The following is a 21,914-nucleotide window of genomic DNA, read 5'->3' on the forward strand; positions in this document are numbered from 1 at the left end:
TCCTGCTTACTTGCTGGCGGCAGGCACGGGTGACGCCGTGCCCGCGACGGCTGAAGCCGCGCCGGCCCCGGCCGTGACGCGCTGCAGCGGCGCACCATCGGTCAGGTTGCCGGTGGGTGCGCGCAGCACCTGGTCTCCCAAAGCCAGGCCTGAAGCGATGACGACCTCGCCGCGGCGGTCGTCACGCTCGCCCAAGATCACGTTGACCTTCTTGAGCTGATTGCCATCGACCTTCCAGACATAGGCGCTATCGCCCTGGCGCTGCACCGAGCCCTCGGCCAGCACCAGCGCCTTGCGCTCGGCGCTCTCGACGCGGCCTTCGGCATAGAGGCCGGAGACCTGAGGGGCCTTGCTGCGATCGTTGAATTCAGCGATGAGCTCGACCTGACGCGTCGTCGCGTTGGCAGCGGCATCGATGCGGGCCAGCTTGCCGCGGAACTCCGCGTCGCCAAAGCCGTTGATGCGGAAGGACACCGGCTGGCCCAGCTTGAGCTCGCCCAGGCGATCGGCCGAGACCTGGCCTTCGAAGCGCATCGACGCCGGGTCGATGACCTTGATGAGTTCGCGGCCGATCTGCACGGTGTCGCCGACGGAGATCTTTCGCTCGCTGACGACGCCATCGAACGGCGCGCGGATCTCGGTGCGCGAAACCTGCTGGCGGGCCGTGACGGCGCGCGCCTTGGCTGCGGCCAACTCGCTCTGGGCGGCGTTGCGGCGCACCTCGGCGTCTTCCAGGCCTTGCATGGAAATCATGCCCTGCTGGTTCAGCGTGCGCTGGCGGGCCAGAACGCGCTCGGTCTGCTCGAAGCTCTGTTGGGCGGCGCGCAGCGCCTCATCGGCCGAGGTCAGGCCGTCGCGGATGGAGGTGGGGTCCAGTCGGATGATGAGATCACCCGCGCGCACACGCTCGCCGTTGTCCTTGGCCACCTGCAGCACGACGGCGGCCACTTCGGCACGCAGGTCGGCACGGCGGGCCGGCTGGATGGCGCCCGTGATGACGGGCGCGCCGATCAGGCCGCTCTGGCCAACCTGACGCAGATCCTCGGGCGCGAGCAGCAGCGGCGCAGACGTCTTGGCCGCGGCGCCCTTGGCCTCATCGGGCTTGCCACCCTTGCCGCAAGCGGTAAGGGCCAGGGCCAATGTCAATGCGGTCAGGGTCAGCGATGCACGCGTCATGGAGACAAGCTTTCTTCGAAAGGGCAAAGGTCGGACGGCTCAAACGCCGGAGCTTAACGGTCTGGCAACACGGCGCCAGAGGTCATGTACGAAACGGAAGAACTTTCGGGCCGAGCGCCGGGCCTGCCATGGGCCAGAGGCCCATGGCCTTCCGTAGGCACAAGCAGTCCGCAGGGACTTCTTGTGTCCGACTCCAGTTCACCTGGCCGGCCCGCCTGGCGATGTGCATGCGGCTCGACGCTGCATGCGTCGCCGTCTCCCTGGAACCGGCCAAGGTATGCCTTGGACGAGGGGCGCTACTTTAGCCAGTCCAGCGCCCAGGCACCCTGCTGCCAGCGCTGCAGCCACAGCAGGCCGATCAGGGTCTTGGCATCGGTCAGCTCGCCTTGGGCGGCGAGGCGGTCGAGATCGTCGACCGTGTGTGTGACAAGCTCGAGAAACTCGCCCTCGTCCAACTTCTGCTCGCCCTTGTTCAGGCCGCGCGCGAAGTAGATGTGGATGCCTTCATCCGAGTAGGCGATGGCGTTGTGTAGTACACCGGCATAGGCCCATTCGGTGGCGCTGTAGCCGGTCTCCTCCAGCAGCTCGCGGCGACCGCAGACCAGCGGGTCTTCGCCGGCGTCGAGCTTGCCGGCCGGGAACTCCAGCATCACGCGGCCCATGGGGTAGCGGTATTGGCGCTCCATCAACAACCGGCCATCGTCCAGCAGCGGTACGACCATGACGGCGCCGGGGTGGCGGATGTATTCGCGGTGCGCGGCGGTGCCGTCCGGCAGCGCGACACGATCGCGGCGCACGTCGAGGAAGTGGCCCGCGAAGACCTGTGTGCTTTCGAGCAGGCGCTCGACGAGATGGGGGTCTTCGCTGTCAGAGGTGGCCACGGCGCAGATATCTCCAGACAAAGCCGGGAAAGCCCAGCGTGATGAAGAGACAGGTCGCCGCGGCATAGAACTCCCAGCCTTGCGCATGGCGCTGGCCGATGCGGGCCTCCAGCACCGAGCCGAGGGCAAAGGTCAGCGCGGCCATCAATACCAGCTCGAGCAGTCGCCACCAGGCCGCTTTCGGCGCTTGGCGCGGGCCAACGAGGAGTAGCCTCTCGCTGAAGTAAGGCAGGTTGGCCGCGATGACGGCCGCGGCGAGGACCAGCCAGACGGCGGCGGACTGGTCCATGGAGCGTTCAGGTCGCCAGCGCCTGGCGGATGGCGACCTTGCACAGCTCCAGCAGGCCACCCGGCAGCAGGCCGAAGACCAGCACGGCGGCGCCGTTGAGGGTCATGACGAAGCGCACGTCGGCCGGCGCAGCCAGCGGGGCCGTATCGGTCGGGGCGTCGAAGAACATGACCTTGACGATGCGCAGGTAATAGAAGGCGCCAACCAGCGACACGACGACGGCGAAGCCGGCCAGCCACAGGTAGAACGGCATCTGCGTGGCCACCAGAGCCTGCAGCACGGCCAGCTTGGCGTAGAAACCCACGGTGGGCGGCACGCCGGCCAGCGAGAACATGAACAGCGTCATGACCAGGGCGAACCAAGGGCTGCGCTTGCCCAGGCCCGCCAGGTCCTTGATCTCCTCAGCCTCATGGCCCTGGCGCGACAGCAAGATGACCATGCCGAAGGTACCCAGTGTCGTCAGCACATAGGTGACGACGTAGAACATGGCCGAGCTGTAGGCGTTGGTGCCCCAGGTCGTGCTGTCGTTGACGACGCCGGCAGTCATGCCCAAGAGCATGAAGCCCATGTTGGCGATGGTCGAGTAGGCCAGCATGCGCTTCAGATTGCTCTGGGCGATGGCGGCGAGGTTGCCGATCAGCAGCGACATGACGGACAGCACGACCAGCATCTGCTGCCAGTCCACGGCCAGGCCGCTCATGCCTTCGACCAGCAGGCGCACGGTGATAGCGAACGCGGCGAGCTTGGGCGCGCCGCCGATCAGCAGCGTGACGGCCGTCGGTGCGCCCTGGTAAACATCAGGCACCCACATGTGGAAGGGCGCGGCGCCGAGCTTGAAGGCCAGGCCGGCGACGACGAAGACGGTGCCGAAGATCAGCACGCTCTTGTTCGGGATGCCCTGGGAGATGACGCCAAAGACTTCGGGGATGGTCAGCGAACCGGTGGCGCCGTACATCATCGACAGGCCGTACAGCAGGAAGCCGCTGGCGAGGGCGCCGAGGACGAAGTACTTCATCGCTGCCTCGGTGGACACCGCATGGTCGCGGCGCAGGGCCACCAGCGCGTACAGCGACAGGCTCATCAGCTCCAGGCCGAGGTAGACGACCAGGAAGTTGTTTGCCGACAGCATCACGTTGATGCCCAGCAGCGCGAACAGGCTGAGGATGAAGAGCTCGCCCTTGAGCATCTCGCGGAAAGCGGCATAGGGGCGCGCATAGACCAGCGTGATCAACGTCGCGACGCAGGCGAAGCCGGCCAGCAGGTGGCCCATGGGGTCGGCGACGACCATGTCCTGCATGGCATAGGTGGTCAGGCCGGCGTTGAAGTAGCTGAAGTGCAGGCCACCCACGACGATGAGGGTCAGCTGGGTCAGCCAGTAGGTCGGGCGGCGCTGCTCGTCGGTGACCCACAGGTCCACCAGGGCAACCACGCAGCCCATCGCCAGCAGCAGGATTTCGGGGTAGATCGCGAGCCAGTTCATGTCGTTCATTGTTCTTGCCTCTGCTCGAAATCAGGCCGGGATCTTGCTGAGCGCGACATGCCTGAGCAGCTCGGTGACCGAGTTGTGCATCACGTCGGTGAAGGGCTTGGGATAGAGGCCCATGTACAGCGTCGCCACGGCCAGCAGAGCGAGCATGAGGAATTCGCGGGCATTGATGTCGGTCAGCGTGCGCACGTCGTCGTTGGCAATATCGCCAAAGTAGACGCGCTTGATCATCCACAGCGTGTAGGCCGCGCCAAAGACCAGGGCCGTCGCGGCGATGCCGCCCAGCCAGAAGTTGGCCTTGACGGTGCCAAGGATGACCATCCACTCGCCGACGAAGCCGGCCGTGGCGGGCAGGCCGCAGTTGGCCATGCCGAAGAAGACGGCAAAGGCAGCGAACTTGGGCATGGTGTTGACGACACCACCATAGGAAGCGATCTCACGCGAGTGCACGCGGTCGTAGAGCACGCCGATGCACAGGAACATCGCACCCGACACGAAGCCGTGCGAGATCATCTGTACCAGGCCGCCAGAGACGCCCAGTTCGTTGAAGATGAAGAAGCCCAGCGTCACGAAGCCCATGTGGGCGATGGACGAGTAGGCCACCAGCTTCTTCATGTCCTTCTGCACCAGGGCCACCAGGCCGATGTAGACGACGGCGATCAGCGACAGCGCAATGATCAGCCAGGACCAGTGGCGGGCGGCGTCCGGCGCGATCGGCAGCGAGAAACGCAGGAAGCCATAGCAACCCAGCTTCAGCATGATGGCCGCCAGCACGACGGAGCCGCCGGTGGGGGCCTCGACGTGGGCATCGGGCAGCCAGGTGTGCACCGGCCACATCGGCACCTTGACCGAGAAGGCGGCCAGGAAGGCGAAGAACAGCCAGGTCTGGGCGCCACCGGTCAGCGGCAACTTGTGCCAGGTCWGGATGTCGAAGCTGCCGCCGGGAACCTGGGAGTACAGGTAGAGCAGCGCGATCAGCATCAGCAGCGAGCCGGCCAGCGTGTAGAGGAAGAACTTGAAAGCCGCATAGACGCGGTTCGGGCCGCCCCAGACGCCGATGATGATGTACATCGGGATCAGTGTGGCCTCGAAGAAGACGTAGAACAGCATGCCGTCCAGCGCGCTGAACACGCCCACCATCAGGCCCGACAGGATCAGGAAGGCGCCCATGTACTGGTTGACGCGGGTCTCGATGACCTCCCAGGCCGAGATCACCACGATGATGGTGATGAAGGCCGTCAGCGGCACGAACCACATCGAGATGCCGTCCACGCCCAGGTGGTAGCTGATGTTGAAGCGGTCGATCCAGGGTTGGTTCTCGACGAACTGCATGGCAGCCGTCGATGTGTCAAAGCCGGTGATCAGCGGGATGGTGGCGAGGAAGCTCGCCACGGCAGCGACCAGGGCCAGCCAGCGCACGGCGTGCGCCTGCTCGTCGCGCCCGAGCGCCAGCAGCAAGGCGCCGCAGACGATGGGCAGAAAAATCGCAAGACTCAGCAACATTCTTGTTCTCCGCCTCTCGCTCAGAACCCGAACAGGGCGCTGAACTGGGGCTTGATATAGGGCCAGAGCTGCCAGGTCATCAGGCCGGTGACGCCAAGGATCATGACGAGGGCGTACCAGTACAGATAGCCGCTCTGCAGGCGGCGCACCAGGCCCGCGATGCCACCGACGCCACGCGCCGAGCCATTGATGATGAGTCCGTCGATCAGCCCGGCATCGCCACCCTTCCACAGGCCCATGCCGATGAGGCGTGCGGCGCGGGCGAGGATGTTCTCGTTGATCCAGTCCATGAAGTACTTGTTCTCCAGGACGATGATCAGCGGGCGCAGCACCTTGGCCAGCGTGGCCGGAATGCTCGGGGCGACCATGTAGAACACGTAGGCCGTCACGACACCGGCCAGCGCGAGCCAGAACGGCAGCGAGGTCAAGCCGTGCAGGGCCATTGCGGCGGCGCCATGGAACTCCTCGGCCAGTTCCTCCATCGCCGGGTGGGCGTGCAGGTTGACGAAGATGGCGTCCTTGAAGAAGTCGCCGAACAGCATCGGCTGGATGGTCATGAAGCCGATGACGACCGAGGGGATGGCCAGCAGCACCAGCGGTGCGGTGACGACCCAGGGCGACTCGTGCGGCACGTGCGCGTGGCCGTGGTCACCATGGTCATCGTCGTGATGATCATGCTCGCCCGGGAAGGGCTTGTGGTGGAAGTTCTCCTTGCCATGGAAGACGAGGAAGTACATCCGGAACGAATAGAAGGCCGTCACGAACACGCCGACGATGACGGCGAAGTAGGCGAAGTGCGCACCCGGCAGATGGCTGGCGTGCACGGCCTCAATGATCGAGTCCTTGGAGTAGAAGCCCGAGAACAGCGGCGTGCCGATCAGCGCGAGCGAACCCAGCAGCGACGTGATCCAGGTGATGGGCATGTACTTGCGCAGGCCGCCCATGTTGCGGATGTCCTGGTCGTGGTGCATGCCGATGATGACGGAGCCGGCACCGAGGAACAGCARGGCCTTGAAGAAGGCATGCGTCATCAGGTGGAAGACGGCCACCGAGTAGGCCGAGGCGCCGAGGGCGACGGTCATGTAACCSAGCTGGSWSAGCGTCGAGTACGCSACGACGCGCTTGATGTCGTTCTGGATGATGCCGAGGAACCCCATGAACAGCGCCGTGATCGCGCCGATCACCATGACGAAGTTCAGCGCCGTGTCGCTCAGCTCGAACAGCGGCGACATGCGCGCCACCATGAAGATGCCGGCCGTCACCATCGTGGCGGCATGGATCAGCGCSGAGATSGGSGTCGGGCCTTCCATCGAGTCSGGCAGCCASACGTGCAGCGGGAACTGCGCSSWCTTGCCCATCGCRCCGATGAASAGGCAGATGCAGGTGACCGTCATCAGCGACCAATCGGTGCCGGGGAAGATCATCTGCGACAGGATCTCTGACTTGGCGAAGGTCTCGGCGTAGTTCAGCGAACCCCCGAAGGCCACCAGCAGGCCGATGCCCAGGATGAAGCCGAAGTCGCCGACCCGGTTCACCAGGAAAGCCTTCATGTTGGCGAAGATGGCCGTTGGTTTCTTGTACCAGAAGCCGATCAGCAGATACGACACCAGGCCCACCGCTTCCCAGCCGAAGAACAGCTGCAGCATGTTGTTGCTCATGACGAGCATCAGCATGCTGAAGGTGAACAGCGAGATGTAGGAGAAGAAGCGSTGGTAGCCGTCGTCCTCTTCCATGTAGCCGATGGTGTAGATGTGCACCATCAGCGACACGAAGGTCACGACCACCATCATCATGGCCGTCAGGCCGTCGATGAGGAAGCCGACTTCCATCTTCAGCGCGCCGAGGTTCATCCATTCGTAGATGGTGGCGTTGAAGCGCGCGCCGTCGACGGCCACGCTGTACAGCGTCATCGCCGACAGGATGAAGGCGATCAGCACGCCGAGGATGGTGACCATGTGCGAGCCGCGGCGGCCCACCGTCTTGCCGAAGAAGCCGGCGACGATGGCGCCCGCGAGCGGTGCCAGCGGCACCGTCAGCAGCAGGTTCTGGGAGAGTTGTGCAGACATCTTTTTCTCAACCCTTCAGCGCGTCGAGTTCTTCGACGTTGATGCTGGCTCGGTTGCGGAACAGCACGACCAGGATGGCCAGGCCGATGGCCGACTCGGCCGCCGCGACGGTCAGGATGAAGAACACGAAGACCTGGCCGCCCATGTCGCCCAGGTAGTGCGAGAAGGCGACGAAGTTCATGTTGACCGCCAGCAGCATCAGCTCGATGGCCATCAGCAGCACGATCAGGTTCTTGCGGTTCAGGAAGATGCCGATCACCGACAGCGCGAACAGCATCGCGCCCAGCGTCAGGAAGTGGCCCAAGGTCAAGCCGCTCAGTCCAGTAATGGCGGTCATGCCTGGCCTCCTTCGGTGGGTGCGGCGGGCGGGGCCRGCGGCGTGGCGACGGTGGGCGCCATCTTGACGATCTTCAGGCGCTGGGCCTTGGTGACCTTGACCTGTTCGGATGCGTCCATGGCACGCGAGTCCTTGCGGCGGCGCAGCGTCAGCGCGATAGCCGCAACGATGGCCACGAGCAGCAGCACGGCAGCGATCTGCAGCGGGTACAGGTAAGCGGTGTAGATCTCGATGCCGAGCAGCTTGGTATTACCCATCTTCAGCTGCTCGGCGGTGGCCACCGGCACGTCAGACAGTTGGAAGCCGCCCATCAGCACGATGCCCATCTCGAAGGCGATCAGAGCGCCGACAACGGCCGCCAGCGGCAGATGCTTCCAGAAGCCCTCACGCAGGCTGTCGGTGTTCAGGTCCAGCATCATGACGACGAACAAGAACAGCACCATGACGGCACCGATGTAGACGAGCACCAGCGCAATCGCCAGGAACTCGGCCTTCAGCAGCATCCAGATGCAGGACGCCGTGAAGAAGGACAGGATCAGGAACAGCGCCGCATGCACGGTGCTGCGCGCCGTGATGACGCGGAACGAACTCACCAGCAGGATGCCGGAGAAGACGTAGAAGAGGATGGTCGTGATGTCCATACGTATCCAGGCCAGCTGAGCTGGACCGCTGCGGCCGCAAGGCCGGTCAGCGATCAGCGGTACTTGGCATCAGCCTCCTTTTGGGCCGCGATTTCGGCTTCGTACTTGTCACCGACGGCCAGCAGCATGTCCTTGGTGAAGTACAGGTCGCCGCGCTTTTCGCCGTGGTATTCGAAGATGCTGGTCTCGACGATGGAGTCCACCGGGCAGCTTTCCTCGCAGAAGCCGCAGAAGATGCACTTGGTCAGGTCGATGTCGTAGCGCGTCGTGCGGCGGCTGCCGTCGGCGCGCACGTCGCTCTCGATGGTGATAGCCATCGCGGGGCAGACAGCCTCGCAGAGCTTGCAGGCGATGCARCGCTCTTCRCCGTTYTCRTARCGGCGCAGCGCGTGCAGGCCGCGAAAACGCGGCGACAGCGGCGTCTTCTCTTCGGGGAACTGGATGGTGATGTTGCGCGAGAGGAAATGCCTCCCGGTGAGCTTCATCCCCTTGAGCAGTTCCCAGAGGAAGAAGGTCTTCGCGAAATTCGTGATTGCAGTCATGGGCGCCGCCTCACTTCCAGATGTTGAACGGTGTCTGCATCCAGGCACCGACAACGACCAGCCAGATCAGCGTGATGGGAATGAAGATCTTCCARCCCARACGCATGATCTGGTCRTARCGRAAGCGCGGGAASGTGGCGCGCACCCACAGGAACRTSGTGACGACGAAGAAGGTCTTGCCGAACAGCCAGGCCCAATTCCAGAACGCCATCGTGTGCTGGATGAAGGACGGCGTCTCCATGCCGAACAGGCTCCAGGAGATCGGTGCGCTCCAGCCGCCCAGGAACATGAGGACGGCCAGCGCCGACACCAGGATCATGTTGGCGTACTCGGCCAGGAAGAACATCGCGAACGACATGCCCGAGTACTCGATCATGTGGCCGGCGACGATTTCCGATTCGCCTTCGACGACGTCGAACGGATGGCGGTTGGTTTCGGCCAGGCCCGAGATGAAGTAGACGATGAAGATCGGGAACAGCGGCAGCCAGTTCCACGACAGCAGCGGCACGCCGTGGGATGCAAACCAGCCGCGTTCCTGCACCTGCACGACCTCGGTCATGTTCAGGCTGCCGGTCACCATCAGCACGACGACCAGCGCAAAGCCCATCGCGATCTCGTAGGAGACCATCTGGGCCGAGGCGCGCAGCGCGCCGAGGAAGGCGTACTTCGAGTTGGAAGCCCAGCCGGCAATGATGACGCCGTAGACCTCGAGCGAGGTGATGGCCATCAGGTACAGCAGGCCGGCATTGACGTTGGCGGCGGCGGCATCCGGGCCGAAGGGCACGACGGCCCAGGCGGCCAGCGCCGGCATGATGGTCATGACGGGACCGAGGAAGAACAGGCCCTTGCTCGCGGCTGCGGGCTTGATGATCTCCTTGAAGATCAGCTTGACCGCATCGGCGATGGGCGTCAGCAGGCCGTAGGGGCCGACGCGGTTCGGGCCCGGGCGGATCTGCGACCAGCCGATGGCCTTGCGCTCCCACAGCGTCAGGTAGGCGACGCAGATCATCAACGGCGCGACGACCGCGATGATCTTCATCAGGCTCCACACCAGGGGCCACAAGGCCCCCAGCAGCGAGGCGCCGTTCTGGTAGAGGGTGTCGATCATTCTTGTCAGCTCCCTCAGACCTTGCTGATGTTGAGCGTGCCGAAGGCAGCACCCAACGCGGCGGTTTGTGCCAGGCCAGCGGGCACGCGGGCCACGCCTTGTGGCAGGCCGGCTTCAAGGCGGGCGGGCAACTGGGCGGCGCCGCCGTCCTGCACGACGCGAACCTGGTCGCCTTCTACCAAGCCGAGTTGCTGCCACAGGCTGCTGGGCAGGCCGACCGTGGCGGCTTCGCGGCCATCGGTGGTCAGCTGCAGCGACGTGGAGTTGCGCACCAGCACGTCGGTGGCGTAGATGGGCAGGTTGCCGAAGCGTTCGACGCCCTCAGCCTTGGCCGCGGCTTGCGGGGCAGCCGAGGTGGCGTTGGACAGGCGGGCGGCGATGTCGCCACCCAGGGCCTGCTCGCGCACCTGCTCGGAGCTGTCCTGGTCGAAGCCAGGCAGGCCTAGCAGATTGCCCAGCACGCGCAGCACCTTCCAGGCCGGACGGGTCTCGGCCAGCGGGCGCACGACGCCGACGAAGCTCTGCAGGCGGCCCTCGGCGTTGACGAAGCTGCCGGAGGTCTCGGTGAACGGGGCGACGGGCAGCAGCACGTCGGCGTATTCCAGACCGCTCTTGAACGGGCTCAGCACGACGACCATCTCGGCCGCATCCAGCGCCTTGGCGGCAGCGGCGGCATTGGCGGAGTCCAGCACCGGGTCGGTGTTCAGCAGCAGCGCCGCCTTCAGCGACGTGCCGTTCAGCATCTGGCCGGCGTTCAGGCCGTCGATCTGCGGCTGCGCCTTCACCAGCTGAGCGCCGACGGTGTTGGCAGCTGCGGTCAGATAGCCGACGGTCGCGCCGGTCTGCTGGCCAATCCACTGCGCCAGCGCCAGCAGGCTGGCGGCTTGCGGGTGTTCGGCGGCGGCGTTGCCCAGCAGGATGGCCTTGGCTTTACCGGACTGAAGGCTGGCGGCGATGGCCTTGGCTTCGTCGGTGGCGGTGCCGGCGAGTGGTGCACCAGCACCAATGGCGGCAGCCACATCGGCCAGGGCTTGCACCCAGCCCGAGGGCGCAACGGAGGTCGAGCCGGCGAGCGGCATCAGCCAGTCATCGCTGCTCAGGCCGACGCGATGCACAGCGGCACCACGGCGCGCGGCGTGGCGCAGGCGGGCGGCGAACAGCGGATGGTCCTTGCGCAGGTTGGAGCCGACGACGAGGGCGCGGTCGAGCTCGGACAGGCTGGCGATGCTGGTGCCCAGCCAGTGCGCCTGGCCGGCTGACGCGACATTGCCGAAGTCGCTGTGGCGCAGGCGGTGGTCGATGTTGTCGCTGCCCAGGCCGCGCACAAGCTGTGCGAGCAGGTGTAGCTCTTCCACCGTGCTGTGGGCCGAGCCCAACGCGCCGATGGCGGCCGCGCCATGGTCGGCCTTGATGGTCTTGAGGCCGTTGGCGATGTATTCCAGCGCCGTGGTCCAGTCGACCTGCTTCCAGGCACCGCCCTGCTTGATCATGGGCGCCGTCAGGCGCTGGTCACTGTTCAGCGCTTCATAGCTGAAGCGGTCGCGGTCGGCGATCCAGCATTCGTTGACGTCTTCATTCTCCAGCGGAACGACGCGCAGGACCTGGTGGTTCTTGACCTGGACGATCAGGTTGGCACCGGTCGAATCGTGTGGGCTGACGCTCTTGCGGCGCGACAGTTCCCAGGTGCGGGCGCTGTAGCGGAACGGCTTGCTCGTGAGCGCACCGACCGGGCAGATGTCGATCATGTTGCCCGACAGCTCGGAGTCCACCGTGCGGCCGACGAAGGTCTGGATCTCGCTGTGCTCGCCGCGGTGGGCCATGCCCAGCTCCATCTGGCCGGCGATCTCCTGGCCGAAGCGCACGCAGCGGGTGCAGTGGATGCAGCGGCTCATCTCTTCCATCGAGATCAGCGGGCCGACGTTCTTGTGGAAGACGACGCGCTTCTCTTCGGTGTAGCGGCTCTTGCCAGCACCGTAGCCGACGGCCAGATCCTGCAGCTGGCACTCGCCGCCCTGGTCGCAGATGGGGCAATCCAGCGGATGGTTGATCAGCAGGAATTCCATGACGCCCTGCTGGGCCTTGATCGCCTTGTCGCTCTTGGTGCGAACGATCATGCCCTGCGTGACGGGCGTCGCGCAGGCCGGCATGGGCTTGGGCGCCTTCTCCACGTCCACCAGGCACATGCGGCAGTTGGCCGCGATGCTGAGCTTCTTGTGATAGCAGAAGTGCGGGATGTAGGTGCCGGCCTTCTCGGCGGCATGCATGACCATGCTGCCTTCCAGGACCGAGACCTTCTGACCGTCGAGTTCGATTTCAACCATGGTGGTGTTTCTCTAGGCGCTCAGGTCGGAGCCACCAGGGGCTTCTTGTGTTCAATCAGGTGCACGAACTCGTGCTTGAAGTGCTTGATCATGGCGCGCACAGGCATCGCGGCAGCGTCGCCCAGCGCGCAGATCGTGCGGCCCTGGATGTTGTCGGCCACCGAGTTCAGCAGGTCGATGTCCTCTGCCCTGCCCTCGCCGTGGTAGATGCGCTCCAGCACGCGGTGCATCCAGCCGGTGCCTTCGCGGCAGGGCGTGCACTGGCCGCAGGACTCGTGGGCGTAGAAGTAGGACAGGCGCAGCAGGCTCTGCACCATGCAGCGCGAGTCGTCGAGGACGATGACGGCGCCCGAACCCAGCATGGAGCCGGCCTTGGCGATGGAGTCATAGTCCATCGTGCACTGCATCATCACGTCGGCCGGCAGCACCGGCGCGGACGAGCCGCCGGGAATGACGGCCTTGAGCTTGCGGCCTTTGCGCACGCCACCGGCGAGCTCGAGCAGCTTCTCGAAGGACGTGCCCAGCGGCACCTCGAAGTTGCCGGGCTTCTCGACGTCACCCGACACCGAGAACAGCTTGGTGCCGCCGTTGTTGGGCTTGCCGATCTCCAGGTAGGCCTGGCCGCCGTTGCGGATGATCCAGGGCACCGCCGCGAAGGTCTCGGTGTTGTTGATGGTGGTGGGCTTGCCGTACAGGCCGAAGCTGGCCGGGAACGGCGGCTTGAAGCGCGGCTGGCCCTTCTTGCCTTCCAGCGATTCCAGCAGCGCTGTCTCTTCGCCGCAGATATAGGCGCCGAAGCCATGGTGGCCGTGCAGCTGGAAGCTGTAGTCCGAGCCCATGATCTTGTCGCCGAGGTAACCAGCGGCGCGGGCTTCTTCCAGGGCCGCTTCGAAGCGCTCGTAGACCTCGAAGATCTCGCCGTGGATGTAGTTGTAGCCGACCTTGATGCCCATCGCGTAGGCGGCGATGGCCATGCCCTCGATGACCTGATGCGGGTTGAACATCAGCAGGTCGCGGTCCTTGCAGGTGCCCGGCTCGCCTTCGTCGGAATTGCAGACGAGGTATTTCTGGCCCGGGAACTGTCGGGGCATGAAGCTCCACTTCAGGCCGGTCGGGAAGCCTGCGCCGCCACGGCCGCGCAGGGCCGAGGTCTTCACTTCGGCAATGACTTGATCGGCTGTCAGGCCTTCGCCACCGTCCTTGCCGAGGATCTTGCGCAGGGCCGCATAGCCGCCGCGGGCTTCATAGTCCTTGATCGACCAGTTCTTGCCGTCCAGGTCCGCGTAGATCTGCGGAGCGATGTGGCGGCCGTGGAAACAGGTCTCGGTGCCGGTGGCTTGGAATTTGGAGAGATCCAGCATCGTCGTCCTCAGGCCTTCGCTGCTTCAGACCGCAGCACGTCGACGAGCTCATCCAGGCGCTCGGTCGTCATGAAGCTCAACATCTGGCGGTCGTTGACCAGCATCACCGGCGAGTCGGCGCAGGCGCCCAGGCACTCGCTCTTCTGCACGGTGAACAGGCCGTCGGCCGTCGTGCCGCCTTGCTCGATGTCGAGCTTGCTGCACAGGTGGTCCAGCGCCTTCTGGCCGTCTCGCAGCTGGCAGGGCAGGTTGGCGCAGACGTTCAGCTTGAACTTGCCCGCCGGACGCTGGTTGAACATGTTGTAGAAGGTCGTCACCTCGTAGACCGCGATGGTCGGCATGCCGAGGTGGGCGGCGATCACGTCTTCCGCGGCGCGGGACACGTAGCCCTCCTCCTGCTGCACGATGGCCAGGCAGGCCATGACGGCAGACTGGCGCAGCTCGTAGGGGTACTTGGCGACCTCGCGGTCGAAGCGCGCGCGGGTGGCGTCAGAGAGTTGGTAGCTCATCGATCAATCTCGCCGAACACGATGTCCATGGTGCCGATGATGGCGACGGCGTCGGCAATCATGTGGCCGCGTCCCATCTCGTCCAGCGCTGCCAAGTGGGCAAAACCAGGCGGGCGGATCTTCAGGCGGTAGGGTTTGTTGGCGCCGTCGCTGACCATGTAGATGCCGAACTCGCCCTTGGGGTGCTCGACGGCCGCATAGGCCTCGCCCTCGGGCACGTGGAAGCCCTCGGTGAAGAGCTTGAAGTGGTGAATCAGCTCTTCCATGTTGGACTTCATGTCCACGCGCGAAGGCGGCGCCACCTTGTGGTTGTCGGTGATCACCGGGCCGGGGTTGGCACGCAGCCAGGCCGAGCACTGCTGGATGATGCGGTTGGACTGGCGCATCTCTTCCACGCGCACGACATAGCGGTCGTAGGTGTCGCCGTTGGTGCCGATGGGGATGTCGAAGTCCAGGCGGTCGTAGACGTCGTAGGGCTGCTTCTTGCGCAAGTCCCAGGCGATGCCGGAGCCGCGCAGCATGGGGCCGGTGAAGCCCAGATTCAGCGCGCGCTCGGGCGACACGACGCCGATGCCGACCGTACGCTGTTTCCAGATTCGGTTGTCGGTCAGCAGCGTTTCGTAGTCGTCGACGTTCTTGGGGAAGCGCGCGGTGAAGTCATCGATGAAGTCCAGCAGAGAGCCTTGGCGGTTCTCGTTGAGCCTGTCGATGGCCTTGGCATTGCGGATCTTGCTGGCCTGGTGCTTCGGCATCGTGTCCGGCAGGTCGCGGTAGACGCCGCCCGGCCGAAAGTAGGCCGCGTGCATGCGTGCACCCGAGACCGCCTCGTACATGTCGAACAGGTCTTCTCGCTCGCGGAAGCAGTAGATGAGCACATTCATCGCACCGCAGTCCAGGCCGTGCGCGCCCAGCCACATCAGGTGATTCAGCAGCCGCGTGATCTCCGCGAACATCACGCGGATGTATTGSGCGCGGATCGGCACCTCGATGCCCATCATCTTTTCAATGGCCAGGCAGTAGGCCTGCTCATTCGCCATCATCGACACATAGTCGAGACGGTCCATATAGGGCAGCGACTGGATGTAGGTCTTGCTCTCGGCAAGTTTCTCGGTCGCGCGGTGCAGCAGGCCGATGTGGGGGTCGGCACGCTGGATGACTTCGCCGTCCAGCTCCAGCACCAGACGCAGCACGCCGTGGGCGGCCGGATGCTGCGGACCGAAGTTGAGGGTGTAGTTCTTGATTTCGGCCATGGTTCAGAGCCCGCCGTACTTGTCTTCGCGAATGATCCGAGGCGTGATCTCACGCGGCTCGATGGTCACCGGCTGGTAGATGACTCGCTTCTGCTCGGCGTCGTAGCGCATCTCGACATGACCCGACACCGGGAAGTCCTTGCGCATCGGGTGGCCGATGAAGCCGTAGTCCGTCAGGATGCGGCGCAGATCGTCGTGGCCGTCGAAGATGACGCCGTACATGTCGAAGGCTTCGCGCTCAAACCAGTTGGCCGAGCTCCACACGCCGGTGACCGAGGCCACGCAGGGGAAGTCGTCGTCGGTGGCGAAGACCTTCAGGCGCAGGCGCCAGTTCTTGCTGATCGACAGCAGGTGGCTGACTGCGGCGTAGCGGGCGCCTTCGTAGGCACCATCGCCGAAGCTGCTGTAGTCGACGCCGCAGAGGTCGATCAACTGCTCAAACTTCAGCTCGGGGTGGTCACGCAGCGTCGTCGCGACCTCGAGGTAGTCGGCCGCGCGCACGGTCAGCGTCAGTTCGCCCAGGGCGTTCTTCAGCGCAACGACGCGCTCACCGAGGACGGCGCCAACTTGCTGGGCCAGGGTTTCGAGATTCAGGCTCATACCGTGTGCTCAGCGGCTGTCATCGGGCGATGGTGTTTTCGCGGCGGATCTTGGCCTGCAGTTGCAGGATGCCGTAGAGCAGCGCCTCGGCCGTCGGCGGGCAGCCGGGCACGTAGACGTCCACCGGCACGATGCGGTCGCAGCCGCGCACSACGGARTARCTGTAGTGGTARTAGCCGCCGCCATTGGCGCARGAGCCCATCGAGAGCACCCAGCGCGGCTCTGCCATCTGGTCGTAGACCTTGCGCAGGGCCGGCGCCATCTTGTTGCACAGCGTGCCGGCCACGATCATCAGGTCGGACTGGCGCGGGCTCGGGCGAAACAGCATGCCGAAGCGGTCGATGTCGTAGCGCGCGGCACCCGCGTGCATCATCTCGACGGCACAGCAGGCCAAACCGAACGTCATCGGCCAGAGTGAGCCGGTCTTGGACCAGTTGATGAGCTTGTCGACCGAGGTGGTGACAAAGCCCTCTTTCAGGACGCCTTCAATACCCATTTGGAATTCCCAGCTTGTGTCGGCGGACGTTTATTCCCAATCGAGGGCGCCTTTTTTCCATTCGTAGGCGAAGCCGACGACCAGAATGCCGAGGAAGATCATCATGGCCCAGAAGCCCGTCGCACCGATYTCCTTGAGCGCCACGGCCCAAGGRAACAGGAASGCRATTTCSAGGTCGAAAAGAATGAACAGAATGGCGACGAGGTAGTAGCGCACATCGAATTTCATGCGCGCGTCTTCAAAGGCCTCAAAGCCGCATTCGTAGGGGGAGTTCTTGGCCGCGTCGGGCCGATTGGGGCCGAGCAGCGCGCCGAGCACCTGGGGTGCAATCCCGACCACTGCGCCGACCAAAATGAAGAGGATGACGGGCAGGTATTGATCGAGATTCATCTGGGCTTTCTCGGGTCGACTAAACGTCTTCGTCAACGTGGCCCGCATACGCGAGCCACAAAAGCAAACGGGCGCGTCACCAGCAAAACCAAAGTCTCGCTCGCGGATCGCGCCCGCCTTGAACCTAGCCTCAATCAACCCAGCCTGAGGCTGAGCGACTTTGGCGACAGGCCGCTATGGCTGACTCCCGCATCAGTGCCGCGGGAATCCTAGCCGATGTTCTGGTGCCGTCGGCGAGACTCGAACTCGCACAGCTTTCGCCACTACCCCCTCAAGATAGCGTGTCTACCAATTTCACCACGACGGCAGGTACTCAAACATGCCTGGCAGCTAGTGAGGGTTTGCGTGCCAGACAGCCTCGAATTCTATACCGGGAATTAGGGGTCTCCCGGTGAGGAAGCGAGGTTTTTAGTCGGACTTCAGTTGGTTGCGGCAGACGCAGCAGCCGAGGCCGTTGCAGCAGGCGCAACGACGGCACCAGGGATGGCGGCAGCGCCCGACGCGGCGGGGGCGATGACGGCGGCGCGGTCCAGCACGCTGTCGGCAGTCGGTGCGGCTGTGCGGCCGTTGGACAGGAAGGCCAGGCCCAGCGTGCAACCAAAGAACAGCGTGGCGGCGACGGCCGTGCTGCGCGACAGGAAGTTGGCACTGCCGGTGGCACCGAACAGGCTGCCCGAGGCACCGCTGCCGAAGGACGCGCCCATGTCGGCGCCCTTGCCGTGCTGCACAAGCACCAGACCGATGATCACCAGGGCCGAGAGCAACTGAACGATCAACACCAGATTCGCAAAGAACTGCATTCCAAACACTCCATCAAAACTTGATGACGCCGCCGCTCCATGCGACAGGCGCCGGGATACTTCACCTATTTCCGGGCCGAGCGCTGGGYCGCTCCCGAGCCGGCCCGCCTGAGGCCGCTTGCGGCTCAATGCCGCAGGCGGCCTCGTCCCCGCGGGGGACCGACCAGGTTGGCGCGCGTTCAGCGCCGCAAGACTGGGCGAGGGGCAGCTTCATTTCAGTGCGTCGCCGCCAGGCAGATGGCGGCGAAATCCGCCACCTTCAACGACGCGCCGCCAATCAGGCCGCCGTCGATATCGGGCTGCGAGAACAACTCGGCCGCGTTGTCAGCCTTGACGCTGCCGCCGTAAAGGATGCGCATGACACCGGACTTGTCCGTCGCGGCGTGCAACTGCGCGCGCAGCACCGCATGCACGGCTTGCGCCTCGGCGGGCGAGGCGGTCAGGCCGGTGCCGATGGCCCAGACGGGCTCATAGGCAACGACCATTTCGCCGCAGCAATGGCCCAGCGTGTGGATGACGGCGGCGAGTTGCCGCTTGACGACGGCTTCGGTCTGGCCGGCTTCGCGCTCAGCACGCGTTTCGCCGACGCAGACGATGGGTGTCACGCCATGGGCCAGCGCGGCCTTGGCCTTGTCGGCGACCAGTTGGTCGCTTTCCGCGTGATAAGCGCGGCGCTCCGAATGGCCGACGATGGCGTAGCGGCAGCCGACGTCCGCCAGCATGGCCGACGAGACCTCACCGGTGTAGGCGCCCTGCTCGTGCGAGGAGCAGTCCTGCGCGCCGTAGGTGATGGCCGTGCCGGTCAACGCGAGCGCCGTCTCGGCGATATAGAGGGTGGGCACGCAGACGGCGACGTCAGCGTTCCAGGGGCCTGCCTCCTTGAGGCCGGCCAGCAGTTGGGCGTTGGCAGCGCGGCTGCCGTGCATCTTCCAATTGCCAACGACGAGTTTTCTTCTCACGGCTCACTCCTTGACCAGGTCAGCACGATCTTGCCGATGTGCTGGTTGGATTCCATGCGCGTGTGCGCCTCGGCCGCCTGGGCCGCGGGCAACTCGCGGTCAATGACGGGCTTGATGCGACCGGCCTCGATCAGCGGCCAGACCTTGTCGCGCAGTGATCGCGCAAGGCCCGCCTTGAACGCTGCCGAGCGCGGGCGCAGTGTCGAACCGGTGATCGTCAAGCGCTTGCGCAGCACGAGGCCGGCATCGATCTCCGACTTCACGCCGCCCTGCACAGCGATCAACGCCAGGCGACCATCCTCGGCCAGCGCCTGAACGCCACGGCCGATGTAGTCGCCGGCCACCATGTCCAGGATCACGTCGACACCGCGGCCACCGGTGGCGGCCTTGGCTTCAACGACGAAATCCTGCTCGCGGTAGTTGATCACGACGTCAGCACCCAGCGCCTTGCAAGCCTCGGCCTTCTCGGCGCTGCCGACCGTCACCAGCACCCGGGCACCCAGCGCCTTGGCGATCTGGATGGCGGTCACGCCGATGCCGCTGCTGCCGCCGTGGATCAACAGCGTCTCGCCCGGCTGCAATGCAGCGCGGTCGAACACATTGGCCCAGACGGTAAAGCAGGTCTCGGGCAGCGTCGCGGCCTGAGCCAGCGTCCAACCCTTGGGCACCGGCAGGCATTGCCCGATCGGCGCCGTGCACAGCTCGGCATAGCCGCCGCCATTGACCAGCGCGCAGACCTTGTCGCCCAACTTGAAGCCATGCGCCGCCAGAGCCTCGGAGTCACCAGCGACGATCTCGCCCGCAACTTCCAACCCCGGCAGATCGCTCGCACCCGGCGGCGGCGGGTAGGCGCCCTTGCGTTGCAGCACATCCGGGCGGTTGATGCCCGAAGCTGCGACGCGGATCAGGCACTCGCCCGAGCCCGCGACTGGATCCGGCCGTTCGGCCAGCTCCAGCACCTCGGGCCCGCCGGGGCGGGTGATCGCGATGGCTTTCATCGCTCTCGCAATTATTCTGCGGCGGGCGGCGTGTGGTCAGCGGCCGGCATCGGAGCAGCTTCACGCTCGGGACGGTCCAGCAGTGCCTTCATCGACAGCTTGATGCGGCCCTTCTCGTCCGTCTCCAGGACCTTGACCTTGACGATCTGGCCTTCGCTCAGGAAGTCGGTGACCTTCTCGACGCGCTGGTGGGCGATCTGGCTGATGTGCAGCAGGCCGTCCTTGCCAGGCAGCAGGTTCACGAGAGCACCGAAGTCCAGGATCTTGGTGATCGGGCCTTCGTAGACCTTGCCGACTTCGACTTCCGCCGTGATTTCCTGGATGCGCTTCTTGGCCAGTTCAGCCTTGTCGGCGTCCGTGGAAGCGATCGTGATGGTGCCGTCTTCGCCGATGTCGATGGTCGTGCCGGTCTCTTCGGTCAGCGCGCGGATCGTGGAGCCGCCCTTGCCGATGACGTCACGGATCTTCTCCGGGTTGATCTTCATCGTGTACAGGCGGGGCGCGAATTGCGACACCTCGGTGTTGGCCGTGCCCATGGCCTCGACCATCTTGCCCAGGATGTGCAGGCGGGCTTCCTTGGCTTGCGCCAGGGCGACCTGCATGATTTCCTTGGTGATGCCCTGGATCTTGATGTCCATCTGCAGGGCGGTGATGCCGGTCGTCGTGCCGGCCACCTTGAAGTCCATGTCGCCSAGGTGATCTTCATCACCCAGGATGTCGGTCAGCACGGCGAACCGGTTGGCGTCCTTGATCAGGCCCATGGCGATGCCAGCCACGTGGGCCTTCATCGGCACGCCGGCGTCCATCAGTGCAAGGCAGCCGCCGCAGACGGAAGCCATCGACGAGGAGCCGTTGGACTCGGTGATTTCCGAGACGACGCGCAGCGAGTAGGGGAAGTCTTCCTTGCTCGGCAGTGCGGCGATCAGCGCGCGCTTGGCCAGACGGCCGTGGCCGATTTCGCGGCGCTTCGGCGAACCCACACGACCCGTCTCGCCGGTGGCGAAGGGGGGCATGTTGTAGTGCATCATGAAGCGGTCTTCGAACTCGCCGTCCAGCGCGTCGATGCGCTGGGCGTCACGGTCCGTGCCCAGGGTCGCGATGACCAGGGCCTGCGTCTCGCCGCGCGTGAACAGCGCCGAGCCGTGGGTGCGCGGCAGGATGCCGTTGCGGATTTCGATGGGACGCACGGTGCGGGTGTCGCGACCGTCGATGCGCGGCTCGCCGGCCAGGATCTGGCTGCGCACGATGCGGGCTTCGATCTCGAACAGCAGACCTTCGACCTCGACCTTGTCGAAAGCGACGCCTTCGTCCTTCAGCGCGGCGAAGACGCTGGACGTCACGCTGCGGCAGGCTTGCGTGCGGGCTTGCTTGGAGCGGATCTGGTAGGCCTCGCGCAGGGAGCCTTCGGCCAGGCCGTTGACCTTGGCAATGAAGGCCTCGTCCTTGGCGGGGGCAGTCCAGGTCCAGGTCGGCTTGCCGGCGTCACGCACCATGTCATTGATGGCGGCGATGGCGACATTGCCTTGCTCGTGGCCGTAGACCACGGCGCCGAGCATGATTTCTTCAGACAGGCCCGAGGCTTCAGACTCGACCATCAGCACGGCGGCTTGCGTGCCGGCGACGACCAGGTCCATCTGGCTGTTGGCCAGTTCGGACTTGCTGGGGTTCAGCACGTATTCGCCGTTGACGTAGCCCACGCGGGCGGCACCGATCGGGCCATTGAAGGGGATGCCGGAGATGGCCAGCGCAGCGGACGTGCCGATCAGCGCGGCGATGTCGGCCTGGACTTCGGGGTTCAGGCTCACCACGTGGATGACGACCTGGACTTCATTGAAGAAGCCTTCCGGGAACAGCGGGCGGATCGGGCGGTCGATCAGGCGACTGGTCAGCGTCTCGTGCTCGGAGGGGCGGCCCTCGCGCTTGAAGAAGCTGCCGGGGATCTTGCCGGCGGCATAGGTTTTCTCGAGGTAGTCGACGGTCAGTGGGAAGAAGTCCTGGCCGGCCTTGGCTTCGGTCTTGGCGACCACGGTGGCCAGCACGACGGTGCCTTCGATGTTGACAAGGACGGCGCCGGTGGACTGGCGGGCGACTTCACCCGTTTCCAGCACGACGTTGTGGCGGCCCCATTGGAAGGACTTCGTGACCTTGTTGAAAATGGACATGCTCATCTCCTGGTTGTGGTGGGTGCGGGGGCACCCGGG

21 protein-coding genes and 1 tRNA gene are annotated in these 21,914 nt (G+C 64.9%); all 22 read right to left on the minus strand.

Going from position 1 to position 21,914, the window contains the following annotated elements:
- Positions 1-6: 6 nt before the first annotated feature.
- Positions 7-1,176 carry an efflux RND transporter periplasmic adaptor subunit gene (locus tag ACXJKM_RS17665; RefSeq protein ID WP_056196940.1) on the minus strand — a complete coding sequence of 390 codons (1,170 nt, stop codon included), beginning with the start codon at positions 1,174-1,176 and terminating at the stop codon, positions 7-9.
- Between the two features lie 296 nt (positions 1,177-1,472).
- Positions 1,473-2,057: an NUDIX domain-containing protein gene (locus ACXJKM_RS17670; RefSeq protein ID WP_056196939.1), complete on the minus strand. Its 585-nt coding sequence runs from the start codon at positions 2,055-2,057 to the stop codon at positions 1,473-1,475.
- Positions 2,044-2,346, minus strand: a complete 303-nt coding sequence (locus ACXJKM_RS17675) for a DUF2818 family protein (protein ID WP_056196937.1) — start codon at positions 2,344-2,346, stop codon at positions 2,044-2,046. The genes ACXJKM_RS17670 and ACXJKM_RS17675 overlap by 14 nt, the downstream gene beginning before the upstream one ends.
- 7 nt (positions 2,347-2,353) lie before the next feature.
- Positions 2,354-3,835, minus strand: coding sequence for an NADH-quinone oxidoreductase subunit NuoN (nuoN, locus tag ACXJKM_RS17680; RefSeq protein WP_056196935.1), 1,482 nt, complete (start codon positions 3,833-3,835; stop codon positions 2,354-2,356).
- 21 nt (positions 3,836-3,856) lie between these two features.
- Entirely contained in the window at positions 3,857-5,335 is a 1,479-nt protein-coding gene (locus ACXJKM_RS17685) for an NADH-quinone oxidoreductase subunit M (RefSeq protein WP_457354077.1), read from the minus strand.
- A gap of 20 nt (positions 5,336-5,355) precedes the next feature.
- Positions 5,356-7,401 (minus strand): NADH-quinone oxidoreductase subunit L, encoded by a 2,046-nt coding sequence (gene nuoL, locus ACXJKM_RS17690; protein ID WP_457354079.1) that lies wholly within the window; start codon positions 7,399-7,401, stop codon positions 5,356-5,358.
- Between the two features lie 7 nt (positions 7,402-7,408).
- On the minus strand, positions 7,409-7,738 hold the full coding sequence (gene nuoK / locus ACXJKM_RS17695) for an NADH-quinone oxidoreductase subunit NuoK (protein ID WP_056196929.1): 330 nt from the start codon (positions 7,736-7,738) through the stop codon (positions 7,409-7,411).
- Positions 7,735-8,379 (minus strand): NADH-quinone oxidoreductase subunit J, encoded by a 645-nt coding sequence (locus ACXJKM_RS17700; RefSeq protein WP_457354081.1) that lies wholly within the window; start codon positions 8,377-8,379, stop codon positions 7,735-7,737. The genes nuoK and ACXJKM_RS17700 overlap by 4 nt, the downstream gene beginning before the upstream one ends.
- A 53-nt stretch (positions 8,380-8,432) precedes the next feature.
- Positions 8,433-8,921, minus strand: coding sequence for an NADH-quinone oxidoreductase subunit NuoI (gene nuoI, locus ACXJKM_RS17705; RefSeq protein WP_056196926.1), 489 nt, complete (start codon positions 8,919-8,921; stop codon positions 8,433-8,435).
- Between the two features lie 10 nt (positions 8,922-8,931).
- On the minus strand, positions 8,932-10,029 hold the full coding sequence (gene nuoH / locus ACXJKM_RS17710) for an NADH-quinone oxidoreductase subunit NuoH (protein WP_457354082.1): 1,098 nt from the start codon (positions 10,027-10,029) through the stop codon (positions 8,932-8,934).
- 14 nt (positions 10,030-10,043) lie between these two features.
- The gene (gene nuoG, locus ACXJKM_RS17715; protein ID WP_457354084.1) at positions 10,044-12,350 is read right to left on the minus strand and encodes an NADH-quinone oxidoreductase subunit NuoG; all 2,307 of its coding nucleotides are present in this window, start codon (positions 12,348-12,350) and stop codon (positions 10,044-10,046) included.
- Between the two features lie 20 nt (positions 12,351-12,370).
- Entirely contained in the window at positions 12,371-13,711 is a 1,341-nt protein-coding gene (nuoF, locus tag ACXJKM_RS17720; protein ID WP_056196922.1) for an NADH-quinone oxidoreductase subunit NuoF, read from the minus strand.
- A gap of 8 nt (positions 13,712-13,719) precedes the next feature.
- Entirely contained in the window at positions 13,720-14,220 is a 501-nt protein-coding gene (locus ACXJKM_RS17725; protein ID WP_056196921.1) for an NADH-quinone oxidoreductase subunit NuoE family protein, read from the minus strand.
- Positions 14,217-15,470, minus strand: coding sequence for an NADH-quinone oxidoreductase subunit D (locus ACXJKM_RS17730; protein WP_056196920.1), 1,254 nt, complete (start codon positions 15,468-15,470; stop codon positions 14,217-14,219). The genes ACXJKM_RS17725 and ACXJKM_RS17730 overlap by 4 nt, the downstream gene beginning before the upstream one ends.
- A 3-nt stretch (positions 15,471-15,473) precedes the next feature.
- On the minus strand, positions 15,474-16,070 hold the full coding sequence (locus ACXJKM_RS17735; protein WP_056196918.1) for an NADH-quinone oxidoreductase subunit C: 597 nt from the start codon (positions 16,068-16,070) through the stop codon (positions 15,474-15,476).
- 19 nt (positions 16,071-16,089) lie between these two features.
- Complete coding sequence (locus ACXJKM_RS17740) at positions 16,090-16,566, minus strand: NuoB/complex I 20 kDa subunit family protein (RefSeq protein WP_046113908.1); 477 nt, start codon at positions 16,564-16,566, stop codon at positions 16,090-16,092.
- A gap of 30 nt (positions 16,567-16,596) precedes the next feature.
- A complete protein-coding gene (locus ACXJKM_RS17745; RefSeq protein WP_056196915.1) occupies positions 16,597-16,956 on the minus strand; it encodes an NADH-quinone oxidoreductase subunit A in 360 nt (119 codons plus the stop codon).
- A 222-nt stretch (positions 16,957-17,178) separates the two neighbouring features.
- Positions 17,179-17,263, minus strand: a tRNA-Leu gene (locus tag ACXJKM_RS17750).
- 112 nt (positions 17,264-17,375) lie between these two features.
- A complete protein-coding gene (gene secG / locus ACXJKM_RS17755; RefSeq protein ID WP_056196914.1) occupies positions 17,376-17,756 on the minus strand; it encodes a preprotein translocase subunit SecG in 381 nt (126 codons plus the stop codon).
- Between the two features lie 215 nt (positions 17,757-17,971).
- A complete protein-coding gene (gene tpiA / locus ACXJKM_RS17760) occupies positions 17,972-18,715 on the minus strand; it encodes a triose-phosphate isomerase (protein ID WP_056196912.1) in 744 nt (247 codons plus the stop codon).
- Positions 18,712-19,713, minus strand: a complete 1,002-nt coding sequence (locus ACXJKM_RS17765; protein ID WP_457354088.1) for an NAD(P)H-quinone oxidoreductase — start codon at positions 19,711-19,713, stop codon at positions 18,712-18,714. Before ACXJKM_RS17765 ends, tpiA begins: the two co-directional genes overlap by 4 nt.
- An 11-nt stretch (positions 19,714-19,724) precedes the next feature.
- Complete coding sequence (gene pnp / locus ACXJKM_RS17770) at positions 19,725-21,875, minus strand: polyribonucleotide nucleotidyltransferase (protein WP_457354090.1); 2,151 nt, start codon at positions 21,873-21,875, stop codon at positions 19,725-19,727.
- Positions 21,876-21,914: the final 39 nt, after the last annotated feature.

Source organism: Roseateles sp. P5_D6, from assembly GCF_054049415.1.